Raw genomic sequence first — 22212 nt, forward strand, 5'->3', positions numbered from 1 at the left:
CCGGACAGTCATTTCAGCGTGATGGCGGACAGCGTTTCAAACTGATCGCGGACAGTTTGGGTGCGCGCAAGTGCCTGGGTTGATGGTAGCTCAGGTGTCCGCGATCAGCCTGAATTGGGCTGGCCCGGACGGTTCTGCGGTGGTTGGTTTGGTGCTCATACCGAGTCCTGTTTCTTGCGCAGCGACTCGCCCTTGAGCGCGATCTTTTGTGCCGAATGGACGATCCGGTCCAAGATGGCATCGGCCAATGTCGGGTCATCCAACCATTGGTGCCAGTTTGAGACGGGTAGCTGACTGGTGATGAGCGTCGAGCGGCTGCCGACCCGGTCGTCGAGCAACTCCAGCAGGTCGTTACGGTCGGCCGCCGTGACCGGTGCAATCGCAAAGTCATCGATGACCAGCAGGTCAATGCGCGCCAGTTGTGCCAGGCGCCGGCCGAAGGAGCCGTCGCCGTGGGCCACCCGCAGCTCTTCCAGCAGCCTCGGCGCCCGCGTGTACAACACCGCGAATCCCTGGCGTGCCGCCTGCTGGGCCAGCGCGCATGCGAGCCAGGTCTTGCCGCAACCCGTGGCCCCGGTGAGCAACACGTTGTGGCCGTGGCGCAGCCAGTCGCAGCCCGCCAGTTGGGTGATGAGGCTGCGATCCAGCCCGCGCGAGCCTCGCCAGTTGATGTCCTCGATGCAGGCGCTGCTGACCTTGAGCTTGGCCGCCTTGAGCAGCCGGGCCAGGCGTTTGCCGTCGCGCCAATCGACCTCGCGTTGCACCAGCATGGCCAGCCGCTCCTCGAAGGACAGCTCGGCCGCTGCCGTGCGGGTGGCGCCATCGGTAAGCGCCTGCACCATGCCGTCTAGGCGCAGGCTGCGCAGTTGATCCAGGGTGTGTTCGTTGAGCAAGAGCTTCTCCTTCTTCAGTGGGGTCAGTGGTAGTAATCGGGGCCGCGCACGTTGTCATGCAGCGGGAGTGCGGCCTGCGTGGCTTGGGCCGGCGCGGCTTGCCGGTCCAAGCCGGTGGCCAGGATCGACTTGACGCTTTGGTAGGTCGGCGAGCGAATCGACATGGCGCGAACGCAGGCCGCTTCCAGCCGCTCGTGGCCGAACTGGCGCGCCAGGCTTTGCAGGCCGAGGCAGGAGCGGTAGCCTTGCTCGGGGTGCGGCCGGTGTTCCATCTGCCAGCGCACCACGGCGGCTGTGGCCACGCCGATGTGCTCACCCCAAGCGATGAGCTTGGCTGGGGTCCACTCTCGGTGCGCCCGGTGGGAGGCCGGCATGTGCTCGGGCGCCGTCGTGTGCGCCCCGCGCCGGACGCTGTAGGCGTGCACGGCCACGCGTTGCTGGCCCGCCAGAATCTCCACCGTGGTCGAAGTGATGCGCAACTCGACCTGCTCGCGCACCAGCCGGTGCGGCACGCTGTAGTAATGGCCATCGAGTTCAACGTGATAGTCAATATTGACCCGGGCGCGCTTGAAGCGGGCGATGGGCATGCGCGCTGCCGGCAGGGGTTTGAGCAGCGGCCGATCCAAGGCCGCGAAGGCGCTGGCCCGACAGCCGGGTAGCTTCTTGAACGGCCGAGCGTTCAGGTCCACCAGCAACTCCCGGACAGCGGCGTTGAGCTCAGCCAGGGTGAAGAAGCGCCGGTGCCGCAGCCGCGCCAGAATCCAACGCTCGACGATTTGCACGCCGACCTCCACCTTGGGCTTGTCGCGGGGATGAGCAGGACGCGCGGGCAGCATCGCCACGTCGTAGTGGTCGCAGAACTCTTCGACCAGACGGCTAGGCGTGGCCTCGTAGCGGTCGGGCCGGGCGATCAGGGCGCGCGCCTGATCCGGCACGATCAGCCGGGGCACGCCACCCATGAACTCCAGCGCATCCATGATGGCGCCGACCCAGTCGGCTGCTGTCTGTGTCGGCGTGGCGCAGGCGAAGGTGTAGTTCGAGGCGCCGAGGACGGCCACGAAGATCTGCGCTTGCCGGATCTCGCCGGTGGCAGCGTCCACCAAGGGCACAGTCTGGCCGGCGTAGTCAATGAACAGGCGCTCGCCGGCCGGGTGGACCTGGCGCATCGAGCGCTTGAGGCCGGTGACCCAGGCGCGGTACTTCACGCAGAAGCTGGTGTACTTGTAGGCTTGCGAGCCGGCGTCGGTCAGACCGCGCTGGTACTCCTCCCAGAGCAATTGCAAGGTGACGCCGGGGCGCTTGAGTTCCTGGTGGACGAGGGCGAAGTCGGGCTCAAGCTGGGTGCTGGACCGAGGCACAGCGGGGCCGTACAAGCGAGCCTCCAAGGCGGCATCGTCCAGCGTCTGGGCGGCGGCCCAGTCCACACCGGCGGCGCGGGCCTTCATAACGACGCTATTGACGGTCGACTTGGCGATGCCAAGCACGCGCGAACACTCGCGCATGCTCAGGCCAGATTCAAGGTGAAGTCGAAGGGTTTGTCGAAGTTGGCGCATGTGAATCCTGGGAGTGGGCATGACGGACCGAAAAATCGGTCAGCATGCCTACGGCTCAGGTCACTTGCGCGCGCCAGGGGTGTCCGGGATCAGTTTGAAACGCTGTCCGCGATCAGCCTGAAATGGTGTCCGCCTTCGTCTGAAACGCTGTCCGCGTTCCGCTGAAATGGGTGGCCGGGATGGGCTGAAATACGCATCCGCAAGTGGCACCGTCCATTCGGCAGGTGTTGCCTCCTCAGACTGACTGGCGGCTGGCGCATGGGAGTTTGATGTATTTAGAGCCCGCCACTTTGAAAAAGCATAGCCAAGTCCAAAGCCAATTATCAAGAGCAGAAAAATCAGCGACCAACTAGTGCCATTGGAGTCCGTACTTGCCCTTTGAGCAGAGTCGGTTTGCTGCATCAGGTTTTGGCGTCGGACTTCGATCACTTCGTCCTTGACCGATACCAATTGGCGTTGATGTTCTAACGGCAACCTTTGACTGCTCGCATGGGCATCACCAGTTCCCACACGCTGTTCCGCTGACGTGAAGTAAAGCTGCTCAATCGTCCTGTCTTGAAGACTATGCGGGGCCAACATGCGCACTACAAAATAGGTAACGACCGCAGCCGCCAGGATGAAGATGACTGCGAAGAACCAACTTGAGCTTGACTTTGCCGTGTTCTTAGCAACGGTCTTTAGCCCGACCAATACGATGACTCCAAACGCCACGAAAACTGCGACAAGCGCCCAGACCAAGACTCGACTTCTTGACGACAAATCAGCTTCGACCAGGTCCTTGACCTTGAACTTAAAGGTATCTGGTGGTTCGACTGCTTCCTTGACGCCCGACACAGCGGAGCTGGCACTACTTGGCGAAGGTATGTGCTTGAGTTCTGGTTGATTCTGGCTTTCCGATGGTGCGGCGGCTACGGGTGGAGGCGCGATCGTGATGACCGGTGCGCACACGTTCGAGATACTTGGATTCGGGGGCCTTTGTGGCGCCTCAGGTTTGGGACTAGGTGTCTTTTGGCGCAGTGGAGTTGCACACGGCGCCGCCGGTGGTGAAGTCGTGGTTGACTGTGCTGTGGCGACGCCCGTGGGAGAACTCAAAGTGTCGGCAGCCGCGGCGCAGTCAAATGCCTGCAAAAGAGTCAGCAGAATTGACGGCAACAAAAAGCTATTGATGATTTTCATGTAGTTTCCTCTGCGGTGCACACCAAGTCGAGGCGACTTGAATAGCTACCCGAATGTCTCGTCTGCGGCCTCATCGCCGTAACGCTCAACGTAACTGGCATAGGGGACGCCAGCGGAGGGGTCCCAAACTGTGTAGCGGTTTGGGTATCCGGTTGACTGAGGTGTTAGCCTTCATGCTCTTGGCAAGCGAGCGGATTGCGGAACGGATTGCATGAGACTACGCAGTTTCGTTAGGGTGATGGTGCGCTGACCGTTCTTCTGCAAGGCGCCAACGTGTCCCCAAACAAGTGCGCCTGGACCGTTATAGATCTCGTCGGCCTCGCCCGAAGGTCGAAGCAGTAAGACAACCAAATGCTGAGGTTCTGATCGCAGTGCGACAGACCTAACTTGAGTGGCCTTTATCTGAACTAACCAGCCGTTGGGGGCAATCGCATCGTGGCCTTCCGATGAAGCTCCGTTAAGCGTTAGGCCGTAGTTGTGCGCTGCGACCACTTCGCCGATGCTCCCAACAAGATGCCCGTCGGGGGTAAAGGCCCTTCCAGGGAAGAGGCTCTCAAATTCAGCCACGAGTTCGTAGAGCTTGCAAACAAGCTCAGGAACCCTTGCGATCGCATGACTATTTGGCTGCATGGTCAATGCTAGACAAGATGGCTTTGCGGAATCGGGCGGCCCGACTCCAGCGATGCCTTAGGTCGTGGGAACAAGGTCTGTAGAGCTGCACCAAGGGTCCAGGCGAACGGGGTGCCGGGGCGTGGCGAGTTAGTAAGGGGTTGGGCCATGAAGAAATCTAGCATCATGTTCGTCGGAACAGCGGACCACAAGGGCAGTATCGACATTGCTGTAGCGGATGCGCAGCGCGACGGCCAGATCCGCCACATTGGCAGCATCGGCAGTGATGTTGCGGCACTGGACAAGCTCGTCAGCCGCGGCCAGCCCTTGCACATCGTCAACGAGGCTAGTCACTGTCGGTCTGTGATCTGTCGGCACAGGGCTTGCACAGCGAGGTTGTCGCCCCGTCGTCGATTGCGCGCCCGAGCGGTGACCGTGTCAAAACCGACCGCCTCGACCCGATGCTGCTGGCGAAGCTGGGCTGCTCCGATGACCTCTCGGTCGTACGCGTGCCCGACGGCGCGTGAAAGAGGCTGTGCGCGATCTGGTGCTTGCCCGCAACGGCGGCGTTTGCGAACCACGCAACAGAAGCCACCGCCTGAAGGCCTTGCTGCTGGGAGATAACACCTCTACAGCACAAGACCGCTTCGGCGCCGATCAGCCGGGATAAGGGGCCTACGCGCAGTAGCAGAACGCCTTCCTAGAAGACCTGGTTAGAGTCAGTTCATGTTGTTCGAGCTTGAATTGGTGGAGGGGACTTGTGGGTCGATTGGACCTCACTGGGTCTGACCGAAGTGCACTCGACGATGACAGTTCGGACAAAGCGCGTATGCGTTCTCCACTGTGTCATCACCGCCGGCTGCGAGCGTGACTTTGTGATGAACCTCAAGATATGGCGACCCATCGCTCAGACGCAAGAACGGGGCGGAAGTATTGCAGAGCTCGCAGTTACCTGAAGCCCGACGGAGAACTGCCACGATCACATCGGCGTTGCGCCTGAATGCACGAGAAACAATTTGAATCTCGGCTGGCTTCTTGGGCGCAGATGCGAGCCGAAGCGCTAGCTCTTTTTCGGACGAGAGCGCCGACAGTTTTACCTCGGAGCGAAGATTCTTCTCGAGATCCTGCTCAAGGACAGTCGAAAGCCTTCCAAGCCAAGCCGGCTGTTCGTGCACGTAGGCAAAGCCTCCGGCTCGGGTGCGCGACTTCAACGCCTTGTTATCTCCGACTTTCACAAAGCAGGTGACAGGTACAGGACTTGCGAGACGCTCGAGTTGTGAAATGAAGATTAGGTTTACGCAAGGCTTGCCGTTGGCCCATAGGTAAACCTCCTTCTCCGAGGGCTGATGGCTTGCAATGCGTTGGTTCAGAGCCTCCAATTCGGTCGTGCTCAATAGCCGCTTGTCCTTCCATCCGACAATGCTTGCACGGTAAGCGACGTGGGATAGTGCCGTTGTAGTTGACATATATAGCACCGTCGCCACCTCAGTCGAAGGCGATGCGTTCGCAAGCAGTTTGATTCTTGCGCCAGAGTATGGCTGGAGCATGCTAATTAACTCAGGCATAGCTGCCTGCGCACCAAGGATCGACTGAAGCGTGTCTTCGTAGACGCCGTTGATGTAGAGCGCGGTGGGCGGCATATAGTTTGTGGTGAGGCTATCGTGTGACATAAGCGGCAACCTTTAGGCTGTCCCCCGATAGAAAAGTCAGAGCGCAGCTCCTCCGACTGTACGCCACCTAAATTCCTTTCGACGAAACGCCACACAAGTTATTGCCAAACAGCCCGCCAAGAGTAGAGAGCTAGTTGGCAGTTCCGGAACAGCGACGGCAAAGGCAATATTATCAACGCCAAAGACATCGTTCGCAGCCCGTCCGTTGAATTCCATAACGACCGAATAAATTGGCACCTCACTTGACACACCTATAAATCGCGAAACAAACTGCCCATCGGAACCCGGCGTGGAGGGAACCGCCAAGTCAAAAACTGTGACACCACCGCTGGCTTTAAACATCAGGTGAGTAATTCGATTGTTCGATATTCCCGTAAAATCAGCAGACCAGGCTCTCACTGGATTGAGGAAGGTGAGCTGGGTGTAGCCACCCGGAATTAGGTCAGCGAGCAAATAGGCTGTCCCGTTTGGCGAGTAAGCCGACAAATAATTTAGCGGAGGTGCATCGACCAACTGAGTATCGGAAGTAGGATTTATGCCGACAGTGCCCGACAGAATCATATTATTCAGACCTACAGGAGCAGAAACAAAGCTCGTCGGAACTGTAAAGCCTTCAAAATCTTCGAAACCTGAAACTGAACCAATACCCGCAAGCCAGGAAGCTCGACTGTCATAGGTCGATACGTCGGCTGCTATCGATGGCAGCACGGTAAAAGTCAGGCCAAACGAAATTGCCGCACCGAAGGAGCGCTGAAAGATTCTCAACATCTATGATCTCATGGGGTTGGATGGACAGTTCCTGAAACGCTTTCGAGCTAATCAACTCAGGCAAAGAGTTATCTCTCTGCGCGCCAACACCGACATATATTGATGACAACAGCATCCAATGATATGTCCGATGTAACTAGGCTGCGCTTGGCTCTTCGAGGCATTTCCGTACAAAATAAAAGTATTCAGTAGCAGATAAAACCTCGCCCAGACTCCGAACTGGTTTTTTGGAAGTAATACAAGGCCGCGACCTACATCGGGCTAGGTTGATGCATTGGCGCAGCATATGCGTAGCCCGTCCATCACTCTAATGGGGGGCACAAAGATGCAGAAACTGAAGTTGGTTGGGTAAACCTGCACACGCTGTCGGCGCCATGTCTGTTGGATCAGTTTCGCGGACACATCCGTTTACCAAACTGCAGCCCGAGCAGCGAGGACGGCTATGTGTTCTGGGTGAATGCCCCACCCTCCATCGCGGTCTTGGCCAGAAGGCCAAGGGGCTCGTTTAGCACCATTGCCCCAGCCTGCGCATGTACTGTATATTCATACAGCATCAACCTCGGAGTTCAATGATGATCCTGAACCTCACCGATCCCGACAGCATCGTGTCGTGGTGGCAAGTTCTGCCGGAACGGCACGGTCCACAGCTTCAAGCTTTCGAGCGACTGCGCCCTCAGTTCGCCTTGCCGATCAGAGCCGCATTGCGGCGCATCAAAGCCGACCCCGAGCTCAGGCAAGTGTTTTTTCGGAGCATGACGGCGGCGAAGGCCGACGAGACGGGCTTCGCGCCTCAGCGCCACTACAAAGATGACCCGGCCGAGGCCCTGCTCGCTGCCTGACCATGTCGGCATGCACAGATGGAGGATCGAATCGTGCGGCACGTAGAGTTTTGGTATTGGCAGCTTCATGACCCTGTGACTAAAACTGTTGCGCGTTCACGCTGCCGCCTCACGGAGGCCGAAGCACATCGTCGCGATCCAGATGCCATTCGCGTGCCGGACTCTTGCCAGACGCGGGTACTGCCGCGACACCCCGATGATTGGTTGCCAAAGATGGCGACCTATGCCCCCGGGCTCCATTCGCGGGCCAAGCAACCATCAGTCGCCCGCAGCCTCACTTCGACCAACCGCGCACGCTGACTTTTCACGCGCCTTTTGGCAGTCGGCAGCGATCAACTGGGGCAGAGCAGGTGCAGCCCCTCGGGTGCGGCCCCGGCTGATTAGATTCCCTAGCTGAGAGCCGAACCGCCTGCCGCGGAATGCGCTCTGACCGGCCGCTTGCACAGGCGGTCACCAGCGCCAAAACGAGCCTGACGCCATCTTCGATGCAGTAGCACGTCGTAGCACCCATTTCGGGCCTCGCTGGGGTACTATGTGTATAGGAATCAATGACTTGCGAGCGCTCGCAACTATGGGTTCGATTCCCATCACCCGCTCCAGTCAAGTGAATCTGTGCATTCACACGCGATCTAGCCCCTAGTCGAATCAATGACTTAGGGGCTTTTTTTCGTCACGCTGGCGCCTGTTTGCGTCATCCAGCGAAACAAACACAGGGGAACAATGCGGGGAACAGTCCGGGACAAGCTGCCGGCATTGCTGCTCGCAATTTCTCGCCGTGCTTCCACACCAAAGCACGTGGGGCCTGCGGTGCCGCCGGCATAGCTACTGAGATCGGTGCGGTGCATATTCCCCACCGCCAAAGCAACAACACCCCCATCAGTTGGATAGCCTCCCCGGCGTCTTATCGCCGATGCTTCAGCCAAGGAATAAAAGGGAGGAATGAAACCAATGAATGAGCGCAATGGTTCGCGCAAGCAACGTGTCCTGGCCTGGGCTGCGGCCATGGGCCTGGGAAAGAACGAAACACCAGCAAGCGATCAAGCCAGTGAGCCCATCGCTTCGCTAGACGGACTGGAGGTCTCTGACTCCAGCTTCGATGAATGGGCCGCGGTCTGCACAAGCCGCGCTGCCACCCCAGCCGCCTACGTGGTGCACCAGCACCCCAAAGCGCAGGAAAAGGCCGGCGCACTTTAGTTGCAAGGCGCCATCCTCTGCGGTCAGCATACGCAGCGGGATGGCGCGATGATTCCGGGGCAACAAAGCGACATCGCCCCCAAGCCGCAAGGCTTTGGGGGCGATGTCTTTCTTTGTGCAGTTCGTCTGCGAAGGGTGGTGGGAGGGGCGTTCAAATACGCTCAGTCGCTGCGAAATCCCACCCCTTGCCCGGGCTTACTCCTTCACGATGCGCCCCACCTTCGCTTGCTGCACGGCCTTCGGGTTCTCGCTCAGCCATTCCACCAAAGCATCTACATCCGGGCCCACCACGGTGCGGTCGCGGCCTTTGCTCAGCACGGCGCTGCCGTCGCCGCCATCGGCCATGAAGTTATTGACCACCACGCGGTAATCGCGCGCAGCGTCCAGCGCTTTGCCGTTCACCTTCACATCGCTCAGCTGGGCCACGCCATCGGCCCCTTGCTGCCAGCGGTAAGTCAAGCTGCTAGAGATTTGCAAAAAGCGCGGGGCCGCATCGGCCTTGGGCAGCTGGCGCTGCAGCAGTTCACGCAATTGCGCGCCGCTGATCGTCAAGGCCACCAGCTCATTGCCGAAGGGCTGAATTGCCAGCACGTCGCTCATGGTGACCGGGCGATCCGCCTCCAGGGTCAGGTCAGCACGGATGCCGCCCGGGTTCATCATGGCGATGTCCGCGGCGGTGCCACGCTTCTGGGCATAGGCCAGCTGAGAATCGGCGATCAGATTGCCCAGGGGCGAATCACCAAAGGGCGCTTTGCTGAAACGCACGGCGCCTTCGGTCAGGCGTGCCACCGGCTTGTTGCGAGCCGCAGCGGTCAGCTCAGCAGCGCGCTGCACCAGGGCCACAAAAGCCGGGTTGGGGGCGTAGCTGGACTGCAAGACCGGGTGATTGACCGCCTCCGCGGCCAGCACCTTGCCGTTCATATCCAGCGTTAGCTTGCTTTCCGTCACCCAGCCGCCGTAGCTGCCGGCTTGCACCAGCAAACGGCCGTCCACCTTGCAGGTGTAGGCCTGATGGGTGTGGCCGCTGATGATCATGGCGTAGGCCGGATCCAGGCGTTTGGCGATGTCCACGCCGCGGCCTTGCAGCCCTGCGCATTCGTAGCTGGGGTCATTGGCGGCGCCCTTGTGCTCGGCACCTTCGTGCATCACGGCGATCAAGACCTGCGCCCCTTCGGCACGCAGCTGCGGAATCAGGGCATTGAGGGTATTGGCCTCATCGCTGAAGCGCAGGCCAACGATGGCGCGCGGCACCACCACCGAGGGCGTATCGCGCGTCACGGCGCCAACAAAGGCCACCTTGAAGTCGCCCACTTGCTTGATCACATGGGTGGGCAGCACGGGCTTGCCGGTGTTGGCATCCAGCAGATTGGCCGCCAGATACGGAAAGGCCGAGCCCTTGAAACCGGGCCAAACGCAACCCTCGGCCTGGCAGATGCCGCGCGTCTTGCGCAAAAACTCCTGCAGGCCGGCATCCAGCTCGTGATTGCCCAAGGCGCTGGCTGCCAGATCCAGCTCACTCAAGGCAGCCAAGCTGGGTTCATCCTTCAAGAGCGCGGACATTTGCGGCGAGGCGCCGATCAAATCACCGGCTGCCACAAAGACCGAATTGGGCTTCCCGGCGCGCAGCTGCTGCATCGCGCTGGCCAGATAAGCTACCCCACCGGCCGGCTGGGCTTTGAGCTCGCCTGTCTGGGCGTCGGGCAGGCGCGGCGACAAAGGCACCGGCGACTTGGGCTGGATATTGCCGTGGAAGTCGTTGATGGAAAAAACGCTCAGCTCGCGAGTCTGAGCCGACGCCACTTCGGCGGGTTTGACCGGCGCTTGGCTGGCGCAAGCGCCCAAAAGTGCAGCGGTAAGAAGAGCAAGCAGCGCGCCGGAGGTGGGCGAACGCCCGGTGCCGAGGTGATTGGAAGGGGGGGGCGTGGGCAACAAGGGGCAGCTCCAGCGTATCGAAGAAAGGCCCGAACAGGCCACAGGCGAAGCCATCCACCCAAAGGCAGACGGCCATGAAAGCGGCGCATGTTAACGCCGCCCGGTAAATCAGGCGCGCGGACACGCGCTGGCGCAACGCCGCCAGCGGCGCCAAGCTGTCGCAGCAAAACGACAAGTCATGGGCCGAACGGAAGATGTCACCGATTTGGAATATTCACATATGAAAATCGCGCTTGCGTACAGTTTGTGCGGCCCTCGCTCGGGTGAAGCACGGGGGTAAGAAAAGCAGCGCAGACCATAAAGTGGCGCACTGCTGACAAAGAGACAGGGTCTGGACGCGAAAGTTCGGAGGCAGATGGGCAACGCGAATGTTCCCGGCAAATAGGTTGCCGCAAACGTTTTCGACCCGCTGCGTTCGGCGCAAAGGCGGTGACAAGTCAGTGCTGACAAGTCGCCGCGAACAAGATTTCGAGTGGCCGAGGCATTGATTGGCAAACGTTTGCCAATTGAGACGAGAGCAGCTTGCAGGATTTCATTTTTCTTATTTTTTGATTTCGATCACAGGAGCTTTTGAGATGAACAGACAGGGTTCGAGCTTTGCGGCTTTTTCCAGAACGGCGCTGTATGCAGCCGTTGCCATCGTGGCAGCCGCCCCAGCAATGGCACAGAACACCACCTCCGCCATCGGCGGCCGGGTGCTGACAGTCGAAGGCAAGCCTCTGGCCGGCGCGACGGTGACCATCGTTCACCGCGAGTCTGGCTCCGTGAACACCTTGGTGACGGATAACGACGGCCGTTATTCCACCCGCGGCCTGCGCGTCGGCGGCCCCTACACCGTGACCGTCACCAAGGGCAGCGACAAGGAAGTTCGCAACGACATCTACCTGCAACTGGCCGAAACCCTGAGCTTGGACGTTCAACTCGGCACCAGCGTGCTGTCGACCGTGGTGGTGACCGGCAGCGGCGCCAGCAGCAAGTTCAATAGCGACAATATGGGTGCCGGCACGGCCATCAGCCGCAAGGAGCTGGACGCCTACGCTTCCATCGCCCGCAGCCTGCAAGACTACGCCCGCATGGACCCGCGTCTGGCACAGACCGACAAGGACCGTGGCGAGATTTCTGCCCTGGGCCAGAACGCGCGCTTCAACACCATCACCATCGACGGCGTTCGCACCAACGACACCTTTGGCCTGGAAGGCAATAACCTGCCCACCGCCAAGCAGCCCATCTCGATCGACGCGATCGAGGCGGTGCAAGTCAATTTGTCCAACTTCGATGTGACGCAGCAGGGTTACACCGGCGCCAACATCAATGCGGTGACCAAGTCGGGCACCAATGAGTTGAAGGGCAGCCTGTACTACGTCTACCGTGACGACAAGCTCTCCGGCAAGCGCTACAACCGCACCACCGACAGCTACTACGACGCCTCCGCCTTCAAGGAAGACACCAAGGGCTTCACCCTGGGCGGCCCGATCATCAAGGACAAGCTCTTCTTCTTCGGCTCCTACGAAGACTTCAAGAGCTCGCGCGCTGCCCCTTCGTTCGGCCCGGTCGGCAGCAATATGACCAATGTGGGCATCACGCCCGAGCAGATCGCCAAGGCCCAGACCGTCGCCAAGGCCTACGGTCTGGACATCGGCAACTCGGACACCACGGGCACGTTCCTGACCGTCAAGGACTATTTGCTCAAGCTGGACTGGAACATCAACAGCCAGCACCGCGCCAATCTGCGTTACGCCAAGACCGAGCAGGCTGAGCCGACTTATGCCGGCCTGAACTCCAGCTCGCTGTCGCTGAGCTCCTACTGGTGGACCCAGAAGAAGACCATCGAGACCGTGGTGGGCCAATGGTTTGCAGACTGGACACCGGACCTGTCCACCGAGTTCAAGCTGTCCAAGCGCGACTACGACAGCGTGCCCAAGAACAATGCCAACCTGCCACAGATCCAACTGGTCTACCCCGCTGACGCCACCAACAAGAGCGACCGCTCGCTGTTCTTCGGCACCGAGAACAGCCGTCAGTTCAACATCTTGCGCACCAAAACCTGGGACGGCTACTTTGCCGCCAACTGGTTCATTGACGACCACCAGCTGAAGTTCGGTGGCGACTACAGCAGCAACGACACCTACAACGCCTTCCTGCAAAACACCAGCGGCAACTACTCCTTCAAGGGCACCGATCCGGCCGCCCTGTGGGCAGCAGGCATCCCCTCCACCTACGCGGTGCAGTTGCCGCTGCCAGGCAAGGCACTGGAAGACGGCGTTGCGCAGTGGAAGCTGAACAATCTGGGCCTGTTTGTGCAGGACACCTGGACCGTCAACAAGAACCTGAACCTGACCTTCGGCCTGCGCCTGGATCGTGCCAGCACGCCTGACACCCCCATCCGCAACGGCGCAGCTCAAACCGCATTTGGCTACGACAACGGCCAGACCATCGACGGCCAGACCCTGGTGCAGCCGCGTGTCGGCTTCAACTACGCGTTTGAAGGTCTGGAGAAGAAGAAAGCCCAGCTGCGCGGCGGCTTCGGTCTGTTCCAAGGCTCGGCAGCCAATGTCTGGCTGTCCAACCCTTACTCCAACACCGGTGCGGCGACCGCCACATTCAACTGCGGCCCCACATCCACACCTTGCGCGTCCACCAAGTTCACTGCGGACCCAGCCAACCAGCCCAACGTGGCCGGCCAGCCGCCCGCATTGGCCGTGGACATCCTCTCGCCTGATCTGAAGCAGCCTTCGGTCTGGAAGCTCAATCTGGGCCTGGATACCGAACTGCCTTGGGGTGGCTTGGTCGCCGGCGTGGACTACCTGTACACCAAGACCAAAGATGGCATTTACTACCGCCACCTCAACCTGGGTGCACCGGTCTCCACCGGTCCTGACGGCCGCGAGATCTATTACAACGCTGCCGGTCAAGACGTGAAGTGCTGGACCGACGGTGGCTCCACCGCCACCGACAAGTGCGGCGCCCAAGCCAAGGCTGGCCGCAACACCAAGTTCGGCAATGTGCTGCTGGCCGAGCACACTTCCCAAGGTGGCGGCAATGCCGTGACCCTGCAGCTTTCGCAGCAGAACCAAGGCTGGAGCTGGAACACGGCTTACACCCGCACGGCGGCCAAGGAAGTCAGCCCCCTGACCTCCTCCACCTCGAGCTCCAACTACGCCAACCGCGCGACCTTCAACCCCAATGAAGAGGTCAACGCCACCTCGGCCACCCTGATCCAGGACCGAGTCACCGCAGCGGTCAACTGGTCCAAGGCCTTCATCGGCAAGTACAAGACCACGGTCGGCATGGTTTACGAAGGCCGCACGGGCAAGCCCTATAGCTGGACCTTCAAGAACGACATGAACGGCGACGGCTACTCCGGCAATGACCTGATGTACATCCCGACGGCCCCCGGCTCGGGTGAGGTCATCTTCCGCGGCAGCAAGGCCAATGGTCTGTCGGCACAAGCGGCTGAAGATCTGTTCTGGAGCGTCGTCAACGAGAACGCTGACCTGAGCAAGGCACGTGGCTCGGTGATTGGCCGCAACAGCGCCAAGAGCAAGTTCGCCAACACCTTCGATCTGCGTTTGAGCCAGGAAGTTCCGGGCTTTGGCGCCAATCACAAGGGCGTGGTCACCTTTGACGTGCTGAACTTCGGCAATCTGCTGAACAAGAAGTGGGGCCATATCGACGAGATTCCCTTCACCGCCGGTGGCGGAAACGGTGGCAACCGTCGTGGCTTCGTCAACTTCGCCGGCATCCAGAACGGCAAGTATGTCTACAGCGTGGTGGGCGCGGATGACTACGAAACCCGCCAGAACAAGGGCGAGTCGCAGTGGGCCGTCCAGGTCACGGCTCGCTACGAGTTCTGATGACTTGAACTTGATCTAGCAAGGCAACAAAAAGGGCAGCGCGAGCTGCCCTTTTTTTATTGGCCGCCGGAATGTCGCAAGCCCTTTGGCAAGCGGAGAAGTCTTGTTCTGGAGGCTTGCTCCGGAGATCGCACTGCTGGCAACCAGCACCCCGCCCGTCTTGATCTAGCTCATGCCGCCGCCGCAAGGCGGCCCCTACGCTCGTCGGCTTTCCCCACATCTACCGAACAAGAGCGAGAGTGAATTCCTGATGAGCTTCAACGCGATGAAGATCTCCACCCGGCTGTGCCTGGGTTTTGCCGCCATGCTGCTGCTGATCGTGCTGCTGGTCAGCCTGGCCTGGAGCAAGATGAGCGAGGTCGACCAGCAATTCCACCTCACCATGGACGAGCGCTATCCCACGGTCAAAATGCTGCTGTCGGTCAAAGACGCTAACGGCCAAGTGGCGCGGGCCATGCGCGATGCCATCATCCTCAACGACAAGGCCGAGATCGCCCAGCAGTTCGCCCAAATCGCCGAGATCTCCAAAACCACGGCGGCCACGCTGGAGAAGCTCAACAAAGTTCTGCGCACACCCGAAGGCCAGCGCGGCTTGGCCGAGCTGAATCAGGCGCGCGGTGAGTACCGCGTCGTGCGCGAACGGGTGACTCAAGCCGTCGAAGCGGGTGAGATGGAACTGGCCAAGACCGTGCTGCTCAAAGACATGCGGCCCAAGCATCTGGCCTATATGGCGGCGGTGGACAAATTGGTCCAGCAAAGCGAGACCCAGATGCAGCAGGACGCTCAGCTGGCCAGCACGGAAATTGACGACACTCAGCTGCAACTGCTGGGCTTGGGGGTACTCGCCCTGATGCTGGCCGTGGGCTGCAGCTGGTGGCTGATCCGCTCCATCACGGTGCCGCTGGAAGCCGCTGTACGCGTTGCCAGCGGCGTGGCCGCCGGCGACTTGGCCATGCCCATCGACGGCAGCGGCAGCAACGAAACCGCCCGCCTGCTGGCCGCCATGCAGCAAATGCAATCGCGCCTGGCCGACATCGTCAAGGGCGTGCGCGCCAATGCCGAGGGCGTGGCCACCGCTTCGGCCCAGATCTCTTCGGGCAATAGCGATCTGTCGCTGCGCACCGAACAACAAGCTTCGGCGCTGCAACAAACCGCCGCCTCGATGGAACAGTTGGGCAGCACCGTGCGGGGCAATGCCGACAACGCGCAGTCCGCCAATCAGCTGGCGCAGGCCGCTTCGCAAGTGGCGCTCAAAGGGGGTGTGGCCGTCGGCCAAGTGGTAGGCACCATGCGGGCCATCAGCGACAGCTCGCGCAAGATTGCCGACATCATTGGCGTCATCGACGGCATCGCCTTCCAGACCAATATCCTGGCGCTGAACGCCGCCGTCGAAGCCGCCCGCGCTGGCGAGCAAGGTCGGGGCTTTGCCGTGGTGGCCAGCGAGGTGCGCACGCTGGCCGGCCGCTCAGCCGAAGCGGCCCGCGAAATCAAGAGCTTGATCAACGCCAGTGTGGAGCGCGTCGAGCTGGGCTGCGCCCAAGTCGACAGCGCGGGCGCCACCATCGAGGAAGTGGTGGCCGCCATCCGCAGCGTCACCGACATCATGGGTGAGATCAGCGCGGCCAGCCGCGAGCAAAGCTCGGGCGTGAGCCAAGTCGGTGAGGCGGTGGCCCATATGGACCGGGCCACGCAAGAGAACGCCGCGCTGGTGGAACAGTCGGCAGCAGCGGCCGAAAGCCTCAAGCTGCAGGCCCAGCAGTTGGTGGGTTCGGTCGCGGTGTTCAAGCTCGCGTCCTGAGCGCTGCGCTCTGCTTGAGCGCGCAGCAAAAAGGGCACCCACATGGGTGCCCTTTTTTATGGATTGATGCTGCGCAAGCGCAAAACTTGCTGGGCTCAGCCAGCGCGTCTATCGAAATCCTTACTTTTGAATATCGCCCAGGCAGAGGTACTTGATCTCCACATAGTCATCCATGCCTTGATGCGCGCCTTCACGGCCCAGGCCGGATTGCTTGACGCCGCCGAAAGGCACTTCCGCCGTGGCGATCAGGCCGGTGTTGACGCCCACCATGCCGTACTCCAGCGCCTCGCCGACCCGGAAGATGCGGCCGATGTCGCGGCTGTAGAAATAGCTGGCCAAGCCAAACTCGGTGTTATTGGCCAAAGCGATGGCCTCGGCCTCGGTTTGGAACTTGAACACCGGCGCCAAGGGGCCAAAGGTCTCTTCGCGCGAGCACAACATGGCCGGCGTCACATCGGCCAGCAAGGTGGGCTCGAAATACTGCGCGCCCAGCTCGGTCGCCGCCTTGCCACCCACCAGCAGGCGTGCGCCTAGGGCCAGGGCATCGTCCACATGGCTTTGCACCTTGGCCATGGCCTGCGCATCGATCAGCGGGCCCACATTGACGCCCGACTCAAAGCCATTGCCCAGCTTGAGTGCGCTGACCTTCGCCGTCAGCTTTTCCAAGAAGGCCTCGTACACACCGGCCTGCACATACAGGCGGTTAGCGCACACGCAGGTCTGGCCGGCATTGCGGTATTTGCTGGCGATGGCGCCATCCACGGCGCTGTCCAGATCGGCGTCATCAAAGACGATGAAAGGCGCATTGCCGCCCAGTTCCAGCGAGAGCTTCTTCACCGTGCCGGCGCACTGGCGCATCAAAATGCGGCCCACTTCGGTGGAGCCGGTGAAGGACAGATGGCGCACCACATCGCTGTCGCACAGCACGTGGCCGATGGCGACCGAGTTGTCGGCGTCCGCCGTCAACACATTCAACACGCCCGCGGGCATGCCCGCGCGCTGCGCCAATTCGGCCACGGCCAGAGCGCACAGCGGCGTGGCCTCAGCGGGCTTGATCACCACGGTGCAGCCTGCGGCCAGCGCCGGCGCCACCTTGCGGGTGATCATGGCGATGGGGAAATTCCAGGGCGTGATGGCCGCGCAAACGCCCATGGGCTGCTTGATGACCAGGTAGCGCTTGTTGTTGTCGGTGGTGGGGATGGTTTCGCCGTAGACACGCTTGCCCTCTTCGGCAAACCAGTCGATGAAGCTGGCGCCGTAGGCCACTTCGCCACGCGCTTCGGCCAGGGGCTTGCCCTGCTCGGCCGTCATGATGCGGGCCAGGTCGTCGGCATGTTTGTTCAGCAGCTGCGACCAGCGCATCAGAATGGCAGCGCGCTCCTTGGCGGTCTTGCTGCGCCAGGGGCCCCAGGCATGGTTGGCAGCGGCAATCGCCGCTTGCGCTTCGGTCGGCCCCAGATTGGCCACCTCAGCCAAGAGCGCGCCAGTGGCGGGGTCGGTGACGGCGAAGCTGCTGGTGCCGCTGACCCATTCACCGTTGATCAGCGCCTGGGTGCGCAAAAGGCTGGCGTCATCCAAGGTGGCCAAAGGGGAAGTCGTTTGATTCATAGGCGGTTCTCCAACATGCTTGTGGCAGCACTCTAACCGAGGCGCCTGGGCGCCGCTGTCACCAGGGCATCCCCATATAATCGGGCCCCAGTGAATCCTGACCAAGCAACGCGGGCCCGAGCCCGCGTTTTTTGCGCCAAGCCAGACTCCATCGTGCGCCGCCAAGGCGCAGCCGACCCGAAAGTAGAGCCCGCATGAAAGCAGCAGAAATCCGCCAGACCTTCTTGAAGTTCTTCGAGTCCAAGGGTCACCAGATCGTCTCCTCCAGCCCGGTGGTGCCCGGCGACGACCCGACGCTGCTGTTCACCAATGCGGGCATGAACCAGTTCAAGGACGTGTTCCTGGGCTTTGACAAGCGCGCCTACAACCGCGCCACCACCAGCCAGAAGTGCATCCGCGCCGGCGGCAAGCACAACGACCTGGACAACGTCGGCTACACCGCACGTCACCACACCTTCTTCGAAATGCTGGGCAACTTCTCGTTCGGCGACTATTTCAAGCACGACGCGATCTCCTTCGCCTGGGAATTGCTGACCGAGCATTTCCACCTGCCGGCCGAAAAGCTGTGGGTAACGGTCTATGCCGAGGATGACGAGGCTTACGAAATCTGGAACAAGGTTGTTGGCATCCCGGCCGAGCGCATCGTGCGCATCGGCGACAACAAGGGCGGCCGCTACCAGAGCGACAACTTCTGGATGATGGGCGACACCGGCCCTTGCGGCCCTTGCACCGAGATCTTCTTCGACCACGGCCCCGAAGTGGCCGGCGGCCCCCCAGGCAGCCCGGACGAGAACGGTGACCGCTACATCGAGATCTGGAACAACGTCTTCATGCAGTTCAACCGCACCGAAGACGGTGTGATGCACAAGCTGCCCAAGCCTTCGGTCGACACCGGCATGGGCCTGGAGCGCCTGGCCGCCGTGCTGCAGCATGTGCACAGCAACTACGAGATCGACACCTTTCAGGCTCTTATCAATGCAGCTCAAGCGGCAGTGGGACAAGCTTGCCCGACAGATGAGCAGCTGAAGTCCTTGTTGGCTGCAGGCAAAGACAGCGCCTCGCTCAAGGTGATTGCCGACCACATCCGTGCCTGCTCCTTCACCATCGTCGACGGCATCATCCCCGGCAACGAAGGCCGCGGCTATGTGCTGCGCCGCATTGCCCGCCGCGCCATCCGCCACGGCTACAAGCTGGGCGCCCGCACCCCCTTCTTCCACAAGATCGTGGTCGAGTTGGTGAACCAGATGGGCGACGCCTACCCCGAGCTGCGCCAGGCGCAGACTCGCGTCACCGAAGTGCTCAAGCAAGAAGAAGAGCGCTTCTTCCAGACCATTGCCAATGGCATGGAAATCCTGGAAGCCGCCCTGGCCAATGGCTCCAGCCAAGTTGACGGCGAAACGGCCTTCAAGCTGCATGACACCTACGGCTTTCCGGTCGACCTGACCGCCGACGTCTGCCGCGAACGCGGCGTGACCGTGGACCAAGCCGGCTTCGACGCCGCCATGACCCGCCAGCGCGAACAAGCCCGCGCCGCCGGCAAGTTCAAGATGGCTCAGGGCCTGGCCTACACCGGCGCGCCCACCACCTTCCACGGCTACGAGCATCTGGTGTGCGAAACCTCCAAGGTCAGCGCCATCTACATCGACGGCCAGAGCGTGGCCCAAGCCAACGCGGGTGACGACGCCGTCATCGTGCTGGACCACACGCCCTTCTACGCCGAAAGCGGCGGCCAGGCCGGCGACAGCGGCGAGCTGCGCAATTTGACAAGCCGTTTCGCTGTCGAAGACACGCTGAAGATCCAGGCCGATGTGTTCGGCCACCACGGCCGCGTGCTGGAAGGCGCCGTCAAGATCGGCGACCAGTTCAGCGCCAAGGTGGACGCCGAGACACGCGCCAAGACCATCCGCAACCACAGCGCCACCCACTTGATGCACAAGGCCTTGCGCGAAGTGCTGGGCGCCCATGTGCAGCAAAAGGGCTCGCAAGTCACGGCGGACCGCACCCGTTTCGACTTCGCCCACAACGCCCCCGTCACGGCGGAGCAGATCGCTCAAGTGGAAGCCATCGTGAACGCCGAGATCCTGGCCAACGCTGCGGCGCAAGCCCAGGTGATGAATCTGGAAGACGCGCAAAAAAGCGGCGCCATGATGCTGTTCGGCGAGAAGTACGGTGAGACCGTGCGCGTGCTGTCCATCGGCTCCTCCAAGGAACTCTGCGGCGGCACCCACGTCAAGGCCACCGGCGATATCGGTCTGTTCAAGATCGTGGCCGAAGCCGGCGTTGCCGCCGGCATCCGCCGCGTTGAAGCCGTCACCGGCGCTGGCGCCCTGGCCTATGTTCAGGGTCTGGAGAACACCGTGGCCGCCGTGGCCGGCACGCTCAAGGCCGCACCGGCCGAGCTGGAGCAGCGCGTCAACGCCGTGCTGGACCAGGTCAAGGCACTGGAAAAAGAACTGGCCAGCGCCAAGAGCCGCCTGGCCGCCGCGCAAAGCAATGACTTGATGACGCAAGCCGTCGAGGTCAAGGGTGCCAAGGTCTTGACCGCCACACTGGACGGCGCCGACGCCAAGACCCTGCGCGAAACCATCGACAAGCTGCGCGACAAGATGCACTCGGCCATCATCGTGCTGGCCTCGGTCGATGGCGAGAAGGTCAACCTCTCGGCCGGCGTCACCGCCGACTACATCGCCCGCGGCCTCAAGGCCGGCGAGCTGGTCAGCTTTGTGGCCCAGCAATGCGGCGGCAAGGGCGGCGGCAAGCCCGATCTGGCCATGGCCGGTGGCACCCAGCCAGCAGCCTTGCCAGCGGCGCTGGCGGGCGTACAAGCCTGGGTGAGCGAGCGGCTCTAACTTCTTTTCTTAACTGACAACCCCAAGACAAGGGCTCTCGAAAAATCCTCGAGAGCCCTTGTCATTTTTCAAGGACGAACACCATGACTGACTCGACCCAACACGATATCGACCACGCCAATGCAGAGCGCCTGGCCGCCCTGCTTCAAATCCTGGTGGCGGCAACGCCCGAAGATGAGCAAGCCGTGCCCATCGACACGCTGGACGGCTATATGACCGCGCTGATCTGCGGCCCGGTGGTGCTGAGCCCCATCGCCGCCATGGACGCCTTGTTCGGCGAAGACTGGGCCGCGCCGCTGGACGAGCAAGACGCCACCGAAGAATTCATGAGCGTGCTGATGACGCGCTGGAACGAAATCTCTGAGAGCCTGGACCCCGAGGCCCTGTCGGCCGACCCGGAAGCCATGCTGCTGACGCCGCTGATCACCGAGTTCGACGAAGCCACCAAGGCCGATCTGCTCAAGCAAGGCGTGCTGAGCGAAGACCAACTCAGCGAACTGCCGCCTCCCGGCCTGATGTGGGTGGAAGGCTTTATGCAAGCCGTGGAAGACAACGAGCAAGCCTGGTATGTGCACGACAGCGAAAGCGAAGCCGGCCAGATGCTGGACGCCATGCTGATGTCGGTGGCCGCCGTGGCCATGCCGCCGGGTGAGCAGCGCGAGGCTTACATCGCCGAGCAGTACGAGCCCGAAGACGACATCGACCAAGACGTGCTGTTGGACGACGCCCTGTTCTCGGCCCAAGACCTGCGCCTGTTCTGGCTGCAGCCGCAAGACGGACAAGCGCTGTCCTGATGGCCTGACCCGCTCAGTCCTTGCCAGCCGGAAGCACCGGCTCGGCAAGGTTGTGCTGGTTCTGCTTGCCTAGAACTCTTCAGCAGTTTTCAGCGGCCTGTTTAGGCCAGGCCGGCCAGCCTCAAAGCCGGCCCACGCAATTGGGCGCGCCGCAGCGGCAGCTGAGCCGCCCTTCGTGGTGGCTGACGCCGTAGTCGCAGCTCAGCTCCTCACCGGGCTCGATATCGCGCAGGGCATAAAACTCCACCCGGCCTTGGCTGATGCGCAGCTTGGCATTGGCGGCGCAGCTGTGGTTAATGTGGCGCAGCGCGTCTTTGGATTCGGTGGCATCGACGGCGCGGGTTTCCGACACCTCAACGATGTGAATGCGCTCCCGGCCCTTGGCCCGCTTGCGCGCCTCGCGCACCGAGATCGCCTCGCCGCGCAGCTCACCAATCTTGCGCCGCGCGGGAATCGCCTCGGCGGCGAAGACACCCAGGCCGTCAATGACGCTGGGGCCCACCCGCAAGGCGAATCGTTCAGCCGGCAAGACCTGACCCTTGGGCGCTTGCTGCACCTCAGCGGCGGGTGTAGTTGGAGCAGTGGCGGCGGGGATGGCAGTCAGGCGGGGCATGGCCCTGATTGTCGCAGCCACGCCGCACTCCGTCATTCAAACCTCATGCTGGCTTGACCGAG

At 61.5% G+C, this 22212-nt stretch carries 16 protein-coding genes; 6 read left to right on the forward strand and 10 right to left on the reverse strand.

Annotation, left to right across the window (positions count from 1 at the left end; translation table 11 throughout):
- Positions 1 to 155 precede the first annotated feature (155 nt).
- From istB to AT984_RS23000, 7 genes are all read right to left on the reverse strand, one after another.
- Positions 156 to 893, reverse strand: coding sequence for an IS21-like element helper ATPase IstB (gene istB / locus AT984_RS12935; protein WP_058718811.1), 738 nt, complete (start codon positions 891 to 893; stop codon positions 156 to 158).
- Positions 894 to 916: 23 nt separating this feature from the next.
- Positions 917 to 2467, reverse strand: a complete 1551-nt coding sequence (gene istA, locus AT984_RS12940) for an IS21 family transposase (RefSeq protein ID WP_058718810.1) — start codon at positions 2465 to 2467, stop codon at positions 917 to 919.
- 39 nt (positions 2468 to 2506) lie between these two features.
- A complete protein-coding gene (locus AT984_RS22995) occupies positions 2507 to 3622 on the reverse strand; it encodes a hypothetical protein (protein ID WP_156422019.1) in 1116 nt (371 codons plus the stop codon).
- A gap of 171 nt (positions 3623 to 3793) precedes the next feature.
- Positions 3794 to 4252, reverse strand: coding sequence for a DUF6998 domain-containing protein (locus tag AT984_RS23990; protein WP_082680002.1), 459 nt, complete (start codon positions 4250 to 4252; stop codon positions 3794 to 3796).
- Positions 4253 to 4381: 129 nt separating this feature from the next.
- A complete protein-coding gene (locus AT984_RS23265; protein ID WP_197418071.1) occupies positions 4382 to 4585 on the reverse strand; it encodes a hypothetical protein in 204 nt (67 codons plus the stop codon).
- 422 nt (positions 4586 to 5007) lie between these two features.
- Positions 5008 to 5901, reverse strand: coding sequence for an HNH endonuclease (locus AT984_RS12950; RefSeq protein ID WP_058720441.1), 894 nt, complete (start codon positions 5899 to 5901; stop codon positions 5008 to 5010).
- A 36-nt stretch (positions 5902 to 5937) separates the two neighbouring features.
- Complete coding sequence (locus AT984_RS23000) at positions 5938 to 6669, reverse strand: hypothetical protein (protein WP_156422020.1); 732 nt, start codon at positions 6667 to 6669, stop codon at positions 5938 to 5940.
- A gap of 572 nt (positions 6670 to 7241) precedes the next feature.
- On the opposite strand from AT984_RS23000, the gene AT984_RS12955 reads away from it, so the two are divergent.
- Both AT984_RS12955 and AT984_RS12960 read left to right on the forward strand, forming a co-directional pair.
- Positions 7242 to 7508 carry a hypothetical protein gene (locus tag AT984_RS12955; protein WP_156422021.1) on the forward strand — a complete coding sequence of 89 codons (267 nt, stop codon included), beginning with the start codon at positions 7242 to 7244 and terminating at the stop codon, positions 7506 to 7508.
- Positions 7509 to 8456: 948 nt separating this feature from the next.
- Positions 8457 to 8702, forward strand: coding sequence for a hypothetical protein (locus AT984_RS12960; RefSeq protein ID WP_058720443.1), 246 nt, complete (start codon positions 8457 to 8459; stop codon positions 8700 to 8702).
- A 195-nt stretch (positions 8703 to 8897) separates the two neighbouring features.
- Here AT984_RS12960 and AT984_RS12965 read toward each other — a convergent pair whose 3' ends face one another.
- Positions 8898 to 10631: a bifunctional metallophosphatase/5'-nucleotidase gene (locus AT984_RS12965; protein ID WP_197418073.1), complete on the reverse strand. Its 1734-nt coding sequence runs from the start codon at positions 10629 to 10631 to the stop codon at positions 8898 to 8900.
- A 578-nt stretch (positions 10632 to 11209) separates the two neighbouring features.
- Between AT984_RS12965 and AT984_RS12970 the strand changes: the two genes are divergently transcribed.
- Positions 11210 to 14488 carry a TonB-dependent receptor gene (locus tag AT984_RS12970; RefSeq protein ID WP_058720445.1) on the forward strand — a complete coding sequence of 1093 codons (3279 nt, stop codon included), beginning with the start codon at positions 11210 to 11212 and terminating at the stop codon, positions 14486 to 14488.
- A gap of 250 nt (positions 14489 to 14738) precedes the next feature.
- The gene (locus AT984_RS23850; protein ID WP_269465245.1) at positions 14739 to 16286 is read left to right on the forward strand and encodes a methyl-accepting chemotaxis protein; all 1548 of its coding nucleotides are present in this window, start codon (positions 14739 to 14741) and stop codon (positions 16284 to 16286) included.
- 120 nt (positions 16287 to 16406) lie between these two features.
- Here AT984_RS23850 and AT984_RS12980 read toward each other — a convergent pair whose 3' ends face one another.
- On the reverse strand, positions 16407 to 17894 hold the full coding sequence (locus AT984_RS12980) for an NAD-dependent succinate-semialdehyde dehydrogenase (RefSeq protein ID WP_058720446.1): 1488 nt from the start codon (positions 17892 to 17894) through the stop codon (positions 16407 to 16409).
- 194 nt (positions 17895 to 18088) lie between these two features.
- On the opposite strand from AT984_RS12980, the gene alaS reads away from it, so the two are divergent.
- Both alaS and AT984_RS12990 read left to right on the forward strand, forming a co-directional pair.
- Positions 18089 to 20743, forward strand: coding sequence for an alanine--tRNA ligase (gene alaS, locus AT984_RS12985; protein WP_058720447.1), 2655 nt, complete (start codon positions 18089 to 18091; stop codon positions 20741 to 20743).
- Positions 20744 to 20826: 83 nt separating this feature from the next.
- A complete protein-coding gene (locus tag AT984_RS12990; RefSeq protein WP_058720448.1) occupies positions 20827 to 21537 on the forward strand; it encodes a UPF0149 family protein in 711 nt (236 codons plus the stop codon).
- 121 nt (positions 21538 to 21658) lie between these two features.
- On the opposite strand, the gene AT984_RS12995 is transcribed toward AT984_RS12990, so the two are convergent.
- On the reverse strand, positions 21659 to 22150 hold the full coding sequence (locus AT984_RS12995; RefSeq protein WP_058720449.1) for an SET domain-containing protein: 492 nt from the start codon (positions 22148 to 22150) through the stop codon (positions 21659 to 21661).
- Between the last annotated feature and the right edge of the window lie 62 nt (positions 22151 to 22212).

The organism is Paucibacter sp. KCTC 42545, assembly GCF_001477625.1.
Taxonomy (GTDB): domain Bacteria; phylum Pseudomonadota; class Gammaproteobacteria; order Burkholderiales; family Burkholderiaceae_C; genus Paucibacter_A.

Coding starts and splice junctions, on each gene's coding strand:
- AT984_RS12990 (WP_058720448.1), top strand. CDS start 20,827: ATGACTGACTCGACCCAACACGATATCGACCACGCCAATGCAGAGCGC.
- AT984_RS12960 (WP_058720443.1), top strand. CDS start 8,457: ATGAATGAGCGCAATGGTTCGCGCAAGCAACGTGTCCTGGCCTGGGCT.
- alaS (WP_058720447.1), top strand. CDS start 18,089: ATGAAAGCAGCAGAAATCCGCCAGACCTTCTTGAAGTTCTTCGAGTCC.
- AT984_RS23850 (WP_269465245.1), top strand. CDS start 14,739: ATGAGCTTCAACGCGATGAAGATCTCCACCCGGCTGTGCCTGGGTTTT.
- AT984_RS12995 (WP_058720449.1), bottom strand. CDS start 22,150: ATGCCCCGCCTGACTGCCATCCCCGCCGCCACTGCTCCAACTACACCC.
- AT984_RS12970 (WP_058720445.1), top strand. CDS start 11,210: ATGAACAGACAGGGTTCGAGCTTTGCGGCTTTTTCCAGAACGGCGCTG.
- istA (WP_058718810.1), bottom strand. CDS start 2,467: ATGCCCACTCCCAGGATTCACATGCGCCAACTTCGACAAACCCTTCGA.
- AT984_RS23000 (WP_156422020.1), bottom strand. CDS start 6,669: ATGTTGAGAATCTTTCAGCGCTCCTTCGGTGCGGCAATTTCGTTTGGC.
- AT984_RS12955 (WP_156422021.1), top strand. CDS start 7,242: ATGATCCTGAACCTCACCGATCCCGACAGCATCGTGTCGTGGTGGCAA.
- AT984_RS23990 (WP_082680002.1), bottom strand. CDS start 4,252: ATGCAGCCAAATAGTCATGCGATCGCAAGGGTTCCTGAGCTTGTTTGC.
- AT984_RS22995 (WP_156422019.1), bottom strand. CDS start 3,622: ATGAAAATCATCAATAGCTTTTTGTTGCCGTCAATTCTGCTGACTCTT.
- AT984_RS12980 (WP_058720446.1), bottom strand. CDS start 17,894: ATGAATCAAACGACTTCCCCTTTGGCCACCTTGGATGACGCCAGCCTT.
- AT984_RS12950 (WP_058720441.1), bottom strand. CDS start 5,901: ATGTCACACGATAGCCTCACCACAAACTATATGCCGCCCACCGCGCTC.